Source organism: Streptomyces sp. SudanB182_2057, from assembly GCF_964272715.1.
Taxonomy (GTDB): Bacteria; Actinomycetota; Actinomycetes; order Streptomycetales; family Streptomycetaceae; genus Streptomyces; species Streptomyces rubradiris.
Map to the genome: position 1 here is coordinate 1214208 of NZ_OZ186798.1, position 8159 is coordinate 1222366.

An 8159-nucleotide genomic window follows, 5' to 3' on the forward strand; every position below is an offset into this window, starting at 1 on the left:
TGTGCTCCTGGTGTCAGCGAGCCCGCTCGCGCTTCTTCGGGTGGACGGTGGGCGGCGCGATGCGCTGGGAGGGAGCGAGCTCGGGCGCCTTCTCCCGGGCGCCGTGGAAGCTGGTGGGCGAGGCGTACTCGTAGCCCGACCAGACGCCGCCGCCACGCCATGCGGAGCCGTCCCAGACGTAGGCCGCGGCGAGCGTGCCGTAGTAGCCCTGACCGCAGGACTGCCACCCGCCCCAGTCGAACACCAGCCCAGGCCCCCAGGGTCCGGGGAACTGACCCCCCGTCTGGCCCGTCGCGCCGTACTTCCAGTTGCTGGCACGGCACACCGTCCAGGCGGAGCCGTTCCAGTGGTAGACGGTGGCCCGCGTGGCGGCCCAGCCGTCGGGCCGGGACAGACCGGTGCCGCACCCTTGGGTGAGCGCGTAGGTCTGGGAGTACGCGAGGTTGTTGGACATCACCCCGGGCCGCTTGTGGTCGATCCCCGCGTCACCGCGGACGCACAGGCCGGGCCCGTTGTACACGGTCACCCCTTTGGCCCAGGTCCACGCGCTCGCCGGCTGCGTCCAGACGGCGGCCACCAACAGGGCGACGGCCGTACACAACAGGGCCTTCAGGGTCAGGGTCAGGCGGATTGCTGCCATGGTCCCTCCGTTCGTCGATGCGCCTACGCACTCCCGCGAGCCGTCCTGGACGGCGCGATCGATTCCACCGAGGTGCCGGTCGGGAGGAGTGGTCGGCGGAATGCGCCGGGGACGGGTGAGGTGGCCGGTGTACTCACGGCCCCACGGGGCGGGGCGCCCTCGCAACTGCGCACCGAGTGCCCCCGATCGGGAGAGCCCCCATCGGCTCACCGCCTCCCACCATAGGTGACCCGGTGGCACCACGCCTGTCGACAGCCGCAGCCCGTGCCGCCCGGCAGGTCCGAGGGATGATCCGGGCGGTGCACTGCCCCAAAAAGACGACAGCGAGCCTAGTCTCCTCCACGCCCGCATCGGCGTCACCGCCGGCGTCTCCGCCCACGCGCGACTCCTCCTCCAGCGTCAGGCCGTCGACGCGCCGACGCCGCCCGCGTCGCCGAAGCCACCTCGCACCTGACCGCCGATCCGGACCTGTGCCTGGACGCCCTCCTCTCCTCGACCGGCCGTACCACGGCACCCCGGCCGTCGCTCGTCAAGTAGCCCCGAAAGCCCACACCGGAAAGGAGGTTGAGGACATAGCGGAGGAACGGTTCACCCGGCGCACCGTGACCGTGGTCATGGCGGTCATCACGGCCCTGGCCTTCGTCTTCTCCTTCGGCAACGTCTGGGCACTCGCCCTGCGACTAGTAGTGCTTCGTTAGGTTCTGGGCTGTCTGCGGCTTCTCCGAGGGCTGGGCAGGGGTCGTCCGCAGGTGGCGCAGGTACCGGTCCAGCACCTCAGCAGGTCCTGAAGAGCGTCGAGGACCTGGTAGAGGGTCAGGCCGGTATGCGGGCTTTTGGGTCGTGCCGCCTGAGGGTGAGGAAGGCTTGTGCGGCGGTGACGAGGGTGACGTGATGGTGCCAGCCGCGCCAGGTGCGGCCCTCGAAATGGTCCAGTCCGAGGCCGTGCTTGAGCTCGCGGTAATCGTGCTCGATCCGCCAGCGCATCTTGGCCCACCGCACCAGGTCAGCGACTGGTGTGGTGGCGGGCAGGTTCGATATCCAGTAGTCCGTCGGGGTGTCCTGGCCGTCCGGCCATTCGATGAGGAGTGTCTGGACGGGCAGGACGCCGTCCCACTGGTTGCGGCCGCCGCCGGCCTCCTGAGCTGCGGCCAGGGACTGCTTGCCCGCGGGCCGCACGGTCAGCACCGCGAACCGTGAGGTCATCGCGCCTTTGCTGCCCTGCCTCCAGGTCACCTCGGTGAACTGCTTGGCACCCGCCTGCGCGGCGAGGACGCAGACGGCTCGCGGTGGGGTGCGGTAGCGGGGAAGGGTGGGTGGTCCGAGCCCGCCATAAGCAGGCTGGTGCGGCTCGGCATCCTCCAAGTGAGCGACTTCCTTCCCGTTCAGGGCCAGGACATAGGACAGCCCTCGCGCCTGGAGGCCGAGCCGGAACGGGGTACTGACGCCGTAGCCGGCGTCGGCGACCACGACCGGCGCCTTCAACTGCCACTGGGCGAGCGTGTCCAAAAGGCCGAGCGCCAGACGCCACTTCTCCCGGTGCACCACGTCGTCGGGGACTCCTGCCCTGCGGCACCGGTCCGGCTCGTCCGTCCACTCACGCGGCAGATACAACTGCCACTGCAGCGGGCATGAGGCGGTGTCGGTGGCGGCATGGACACTGACCGCGACCTGGCAGTTCGCCCGTTTGCCGACCGCTCCGCAGTACTGGCGGGCCACACCCACCGACGCGGTGCCGCACTTGGGGAACGACACGTCGTCGATCACCCACACCTCAGGGCGGATGGCCTCGCACAACCGCTCGGCGATCCGCCGCCTCACCGGTAAGGGATCCCACGGCGACTGGTTCACGAACTGCTGCAGGGCCTGCATGTTCCCGTCCGGCAGACGCTCGGCCATCGGCTGGATGGACTTGCGCCGGCCATCGAGCATCAAGCCTCGCAGATAGCACTCGCCCCACCGCCGCTGATCCCGCCGCGGAAACGACCCGAACACATCGGCAACGAACTCCGCCAACTCGCCCCGGAGCCGTTCCACTTCCCCCAACCTCACTCCAGGAAGCTGCCCACCATCAGCCGTGATCACTCAACGTAACGAAGCACTACTAGGACTTGTCCGGCCGATCATGTGACTACTTTGCGCTCGGGTCGTTGATGTGGACATGGGGCGGGGTGATCTGACGGATGCCGAGTGGGAACGGCTGCGGCCGTTCCTGCCGGTCAGTAACAGGCGTTGTGGCAGGTGGCGGGACCACCGGCAGGTGATCGACGGGATTCTGCATCGGGTGCGGACCGGGGTGCAGTGGCGTGACCTGCCCGAACGGTTCGGGCCGTGGAAGACCGTCTACGAACGCCACCGGCTGTGGTCGGCCGACGGCACCTGGGAGCGTCTGCTCCAGCAGGTCCAGGCCGCGGCCGACGCGGCGGGTGAGATCGACTGGGACATCGCGGTGGACTCCACCATCGTGCGTGCTCATCAGCACGCGGCCGGCGCCCGGACCGAGCCGCCGCCGGCGTCAAAGGGGGCCGAAGAGATGGAACACCAGGGCGAAACGCCGTGGCAGAGCCTGCTCGCCCGCCTGGTGGAGGTGGTGCTGGAGGTGAGGGCCTGGGGCGCTCGCGGGGCGGGTTCACCAGCAAGCTCCACCTGAGCGCGGACGGTCGCTGCCGCCCGTTGTCTGTGGTGGTCACCGGCGGGCAGAGGGCGGACTGCACCCAGTTCAAGCCGGTCCTTGAAAAGATCCGCGTCCCCCGGACCGGACCGGGCAGGCCGCGCAAGAAACCCGACAGCCTGGCGGCCGACAAGGCTTACAGCAACGGACCCTGCCGCGAGTACCTGCGACGGCGGGGCATCCGCCACACGATCCCCGAGAAGACCGACAGCCAGGCCGCCCGCCTGCGAAAGGGCTCGCGTGGCGGACGGCCACCCGGCTTCGACGAAGACCGCTACAAGAAACGCAACACGGTCGAGCGGGCGATCAACCGGCTGAAGCAGTCCCGGGCAGTCGCCACCCGCTACGACAAACGCGGGTACGTCTTCCTCGGCACCGCCACAGCGGCAGCCCTGATCATCTGGCTGCGAACTTGATCGCCCGGACAAGTCCTAGTAGTGCTTCGTTAGGTTCTGGGCTGTCTGCGGCTTCTCCGAGGGCTGGGCAGGGGTCGTCCGCAGGTGGCGCAGGTACCGGTCCAGCACCTCAGCAGGTCCTGAAGAGCGTCGAGGACCTGGTAGAGGGTCAGGCCGGTATGCGGGCTTTTGGGTCGTGCCGCCTGAGGGTGAGGAAGGCTTGTGCGGCGGTGACGAGGGTGACGTGATGGTGCCAGCCGCGCCAGGTGCGGCCCTCGAAATGGTCCAGTCCGAGGCCGTGCTTGAGCTCGCGGTAATCGTGCTCGATCCGCCAGCGCATCTTGGCCCACCGCACCAGGTCAGCGACTGGTGTGGTGGCGGGCAGGTTCGATATCCAGTAGTCCGTCGGGGTGTCCTGGCCGTCCGGCCATTCGATGAGGAGTGTCTGGACGGGCAGGACGCCGTCCCACTGGTTGCGGCCGCCGCCGGCCTCCTGAGCTGCGGCCAGGGACTGCTTGCCCGCGGGCCGCACGGTCAGCACCGCGAACCGTGAGGTCATCGCGCCTTTGCTGCCCTGCCTCCAGGTCACCTCGGTGAACTGCTTGGCACCCGCCTGCGCGGCGAGGACGCAGACGGCTCGCGGTGGGGTGCGGTAGCGGGGAAGGGTGGGTGGTCCGAGCCCGCCATAAGCAGGCTGGTGCGGCTCGGCATCCTCCAAGTGAGCGACTTCCTTCCCGTTCAGGGCCAGGACATAGGACAGCCCTCGCGCCTGGAGGCCGAGCCGGAACGGGGTACTGACGCCGTAGCCGGCGTCGGCGACCACGACCGGCGCCTTCAACTGCCACTGGGCGAGCGTGTCCAAAAGGCCGAGCGCCAGACGCCACTTCTCCCGGTGCACCACGTCGTCGGGGACTCCTGCCCTGCGGCACCGGTCCGGCTCGTCCGTCCACTCACGCGGCAGATACAACTGCCACTGCAGCGGGCATGAGGCGGTGTCGGTGGCGGCATGGACACTGACCGCGACCTGGCAGTTCGCCCGTTTGCCGACCGCTCCGCAGTACTGGCGGGCCACACCCACCGACGCGGTGCCGCACTTGGGGAACGACACGTCGTCGATCACCCACACCTCAGGGCGGATGGCCTCGCACAACCGCTCGGCGATCCGCCGCCTCACCGGTAAGGGATCCCACGGCGACTGGTTCACGAACTGCTGCAGGGCCTGCATGTTCCCGTCCGGCAGACGCTCGGCCATCGGCTGGATGGACTTGCGCCGGCCATCGAGCATCAAGCCTCGCAGATAGCACTCGCCCCACCGCCGCTGATCCCGCCGCGGAAACGACCCGAACACATCGGCAACGAACTCCGCCAACTCGCCCCGGAGCCGTTCCACTTCCCCCAACCTCACTCCAGGAAGCTGCCCACCATCAGCCGTGATCACTCAACGTAACGAAGCACTACTAGGCGTCCCCCACCCGATCGCGCCGCTGATCGCCCCCATGGTCGACCTGTCCGTCGTCGGGCTCCTGGTCGCCCTGCGCTCCCTCGCTCTGCGCGGCGTCTCCAAGGCGGAGCTGAAGGCCGACGCCCGGCTGCTGCACCTGTGCGGCCTGCTCACCTCGCGCTGCACACCGCCGAACCGCTGTTGGCCGGACGCTACGGACGGGCCTGCCTGGACACCGTCGCCCCGCTCCTGCTCCTCGGCTGGGGCCACCTCGGCGCCGCCTTCCTCGCCCAGTTCCACGCCCTCACCCGCCCCAACCCGCGCCTGGAGGCCACCGCCGCCGCTCTTGCCGCCGATCCGGTGCCCGACATCGCTCCATCGCCCGAGTCGGCACCCCCGACTCCCGCCCCGCAGATCGCCGCCGCCATGACCGAGGAGCTGGAGCCCGCTCCGGCTGCCGCTCCGCCGGTCGCCGTCACCACGACGGGCCGACCCGCTTCCGGCCCTGCCCTTCCGGCCGCCCTGCTGGACGCGGCCCGGCGCATCGCGGACACCCACCGCGCCGAGCACGGAACACCGATCACCGCCGCCCACCTGGGCACACGCATGGGCATCGCCCTGCCGGTGGCCACCACCGCACTCGCTCAGCTCTGAGCACCGGCCCCCACCGTCCACATCCCCTCGCAGAACCCACGCCCGCCTCTGGGCCTGGTCCGGCATGCCTCGAGTAGCACCAACACGCCTCCAGATCCGGCTGGTTGCTGCTCGGGATCACCTGCCCGAACAGAAGGGACACGCCCCGGATGGTCATCCTTGACCTGCGTCACGTGGCAAGCCCCGCCGTGCGGGACCTGCTCCAGCTCGTCAACCACCGCGACTTCGACCGCGCACGGCAGCAGCTTGAACACCTCAGCGGCTGCACCAAACCCGTCCACCTGACCGGCCGCGCCGCCACCGTCGACACCACGACCGGTGAGGTACTGCGCTCCTACACCTCCTCCGCCGAGCCCACCGGCAGCCTGCTCACCACGTGCGGCAACCGCCGCGCCTCCCGCTGCCCGGCCTGCTCCCGGCTACGTGACCAAGTACGCCACCAAGTCCGTCGACGCCTCCGGCACCCTCGACCGCGCCCTGTTCTGCCGCCCCTGCCAGGGACGCGGCGCCACCCTCCTGCCCAACGGCGCCCCGCTCCCCTGCACCGCATGCGACGGCACCGGACAGGCCCGCCTACTGCCCCAGCTCGCCGTCGCGCAGCACGTGCGGCAGATGATCCGCACCTGCTGGGAACTCGGCAGGCTACCCGAATTCGCCCACCTCAAGCTCTGGAAGAGGGCACACATGCTCGGCTTCCGCGGCCACTTCTCCACCAAGTCCCGCCGCTATTCCACCACCCTCGGCGCGCTACGCGCCGCACGCCGCGCCTGGCGCACCGAACAGGCCCGCTCCCACGCCGGCCTGCCCGAGCCCGACCTGGACACCACCCTCGTCGTCGGCCATTGGGCCTACCTCGGCTCGGGCTATAGCCCCGGCGCCGCGCTCCTGGCAGCCGCCGTCTGGCACCGCAGAGAGCTGGAACGCCGGTTCATCGCCGAAGGGGGCTGCGGATGAACGCACAGGAACCCGCCCTGACCCGGCAGGGACTGAGTACGCCGGAAGAGCTGCTGACCGGGCCCCAGGTCATGGCCCGCCTCCAGCTCGGCCGCTTCGCCGTCTACGACCTGCTCCGAACCCGCCAGCTCGCCTCGATCACCCTCGGCCGCGCCCTCCGCATCCCCGCCCACGCCTTCACCGACTGCATCCGCACCCGCCTCGAACAGGAAGCCGCCGCCTGATGACCACTCCCCGAGACACTCCCGCCTCCCGCCGTGTGCGCGCCAACGGCAACGGAACCATCTACCAGCGAAAGGATGGCCGATGGGAAGCCGCCGGATGCGTCCTCGCACAGGGCAACACCCGCCGCCGCGTCCGCGTCTAAGGCACTACCCGCAAAAACGCCCTGGCCAAGCTCACGGAGAAGATCGCCGCCAGCAACCGCGGCCTCCCCTCGCCCTCCGCGCAGGGCGGCGTGGCCGCGTACCTGACGTACTGGCTGGAGAACGTCGCCGTTTACCACCTCCGGGAGAACACCCACACGCGCTACGCCGCCTGCGTCGACCGCCCTGATCCCCGGCCTGGGCAAGAAGAAGCTCACCAAGCTCACCGCCAAGGACGTCCAAACCTGGCTCAACCAGCTCCGCACCACCTGCCAATGCAGCGCATCGCGGCATCGATGCCCGGCGTGATGAGCCCCGTTGCTGCGCCACCGGATCATGCTGCTCCAAGCGGCTCTCTCCACTAACCCTGACCTACATCCACTCCGTACTCAAGTCCGCCCTGGAGCACGCCGTCCGCGAAGAGAAAATCCCGCGCAACGTCGCCCGCAACGTCCGCACCGGCACCCTACGGCTCCGACGCTTCGAACCCCTCACCACCGATGAAGCCCGCCGACTCCTCACCACGGCCCAGGGTCACCGGCTCCATGCCCTGTTCGAACTAGCCCTTCACACCGGACTCCGTAAGGGCGAACTCCTCGGCCCGCGCTGGGAAGATCTCGACCTTGATCGGGGCACCGCTGCCGTCCGCCGCACATTGCAGCGCACCAGCACCGGCGGACTCACCACGTTGCCCACCAAGACCCGTGCCTCCGAACGCCGCATCGCCCTTTCCACCCGCTGCCTCCACTCGCTGAAGCACCACCACGAGCAGCAGCAGCGCGAACGGGAAGCCGCAGGCACCAAATGGCAGAATAGCGGCCACGTGTTCGCCACCGCGCAGGGCAGAGCGATCGACCCGACCAACCTCACCCGCGCCTTCACCACGCTCCTGCGCGAGGCCGGCCTCCGCCGCATCCGCTTCCACAACCTCAGACACTCCACGGCCACATCGGCGTCACCGCCACCGTCTACGCCCACGTCCGACTCCGCCTCCAGCGCGATGTCATCGACCCCTTGGCCGCGCCCTCGACCGCCCCGACAT

Annotated in this window: 6 protein-coding genes and 3 pseudogenes; 6 read left to right on the plus strand and 3 right to left on the minus strand. The window is 69.7% G+C overall.

The window, feature by feature from the left end:
- Window positions 1-13 precede the first annotated feature (13 nt).
- Window positions 14-640, minus strand: a complete 627-nt coding sequence (locus tag ACSURM_RS04980) for a hypothetical protein (RefSeq protein ID WP_436953731.1) — start codon at window positions 638-640, stop codon at window positions 14-16.
- Window positions 641-1110: 470 nt separating this feature from the next.
- Here ACSURM_RS04980 and ACSURM_RS04985 point away from each other — a divergent pair.
- Window positions 1111-1329, plus strand: a pseudogene (locus ACSURM_RS04985) (DUF2637 domain-containing protein); the annotation flags it as partial.
- 124 nt (window positions 1330-1453) lie between these two features.
- On the opposite strand, the gene ACSURM_RS04990 reads toward ACSURM_RS04985, so the two are convergent.
- Window positions 1454-2689, minus strand: a complete 1236-nt coding sequence (locus tag ACSURM_RS04990) for an IS701 family transposase (protein ID WP_436953732.1) — start codon at window positions 2687-2689, stop codon at window positions 1454-1456.
- A 109-nt stretch (window positions 2690-2798) separates the two neighbouring features.
- Between ACSURM_RS04990 and ACSURM_RS04995 the strand changes: the two genes are divergently transcribed.
- Window positions 2799-3724, plus strand: a protein-coding gene (locus tag ACSURM_RS04995; protein ID WP_436952712.1) for an IS5 family transposase whose coding sequence is annotated in 2 segments (ribosomal slippage) — window positions 2799-3176 and window positions 3179-3724 — 924 coding nt in all. Because the reading frame shifts where the segments join, the coding sequence is not laid out codon by codon here.
- A 148-nt stretch (window positions 3725-3872) separates the two neighbouring features.
- On the opposite strand, the gene ACSURM_RS05000 is transcribed toward ACSURM_RS04995, so the two are convergent.
- Window positions 3873-5108, minus strand: a complete 1236-nt coding sequence (locus ACSURM_RS05000; RefSeq protein WP_436953732.1) for an IS701 family transposase — start codon at window positions 5106-5108, stop codon at window positions 3873-3875.
- A 195-nt stretch (window positions 5109-5303) separates the two neighbouring features.
- On the opposite strand from ACSURM_RS05000, the gene ACSURM_RS05005 reads away from it, so the two are divergent.
- The 4 genes and pseudogenes from ACSURM_RS05005 to ACSURM_RS05020 all read left to right on the plus strand — a co-directional run.
- Entirely contained in the window at window positions 5304-5798 is a 495-nt protein-coding gene (locus tag ACSURM_RS05005) for a hypothetical protein (protein WP_436953733.1), read from the plus strand.
- Window positions 5799-5947: 149 nt separating this feature from the next.
- A pseudogene (locus ACSURM_RS05010) lies at window positions 5948-6752 on the plus strand (replication initiator).
- Window positions 6749-6976, plus strand: a complete 228-nt coding sequence (locus ACSURM_RS05015) for a helix-turn-helix domain-containing protein (RefSeq protein ID WP_436953734.1) — start codon at window positions 6749-6751, stop codon at window positions 6974-6976. Before ACSURM_RS05010 ends, ACSURM_RS05015 begins: the two are co-directional and overlap by 4 nt.
- Window positions 6976-8134 (plus strand): annotated as a pseudogene (locus tag ACSURM_RS05020) (site-specific integrase); the annotation flags it as partial. The gene ACSURM_RS05015 and the pseudogene ACSURM_RS05020, both read left to right, overlap by 1 nt.
- Window positions 8135-8159: the final 25 nt, after the last annotated feature.